Here is a 256-nt window from a genome sequence, read left to right as displayed (position 1 = left end):
CTGCCTTGCTCGGCCTTGTTGATGAAGCCGTCGTTGTTGGCATCAGTAGCAATGACCACAGTCGGGGCGCTCGGCGCGGTGGTGTCGCGAACGGCGCTATCGCTGGCACTGGCCGAGGTATTGCCCGCCACATCGGTGATGGTCGCGGCCACGTTCAGCGTGCCGCCTTCGGCTGGCGCATTCGGGGTGATCACCACCTGACCGGCGCTGATTTCAGCAGCGGTCAGCACATGACCCGGCTGAGCGGTACCGTTGA

General features: G+C 64.5%; 1 protein-coding gene. It reads right to left on the bottom strand.

The window, feature by feature from the left end; genetic code table 11:
- Positions 1-256: hypothetical protein (locus tag DBR44_RS19560; protein WP_158613680.1), on the bottom strand; the 256-nt coding region annotated here is incomplete at both ends.

Origin of the sequence: Aquitalea sp. FJL05, assembly GCF_003852595.1 — a bacterium.
Classification (GTDB): Bacteria; Pseudomonadota; Gammaproteobacteria; order Burkholderiales; family Chromobacteriaceae; genus Aquitalea; species Aquitalea aquatilis.
Note: the sequence above shows the minus strand (reverse complement) of the source record. Positions and strands in the feature narration are given on the sequence as shown.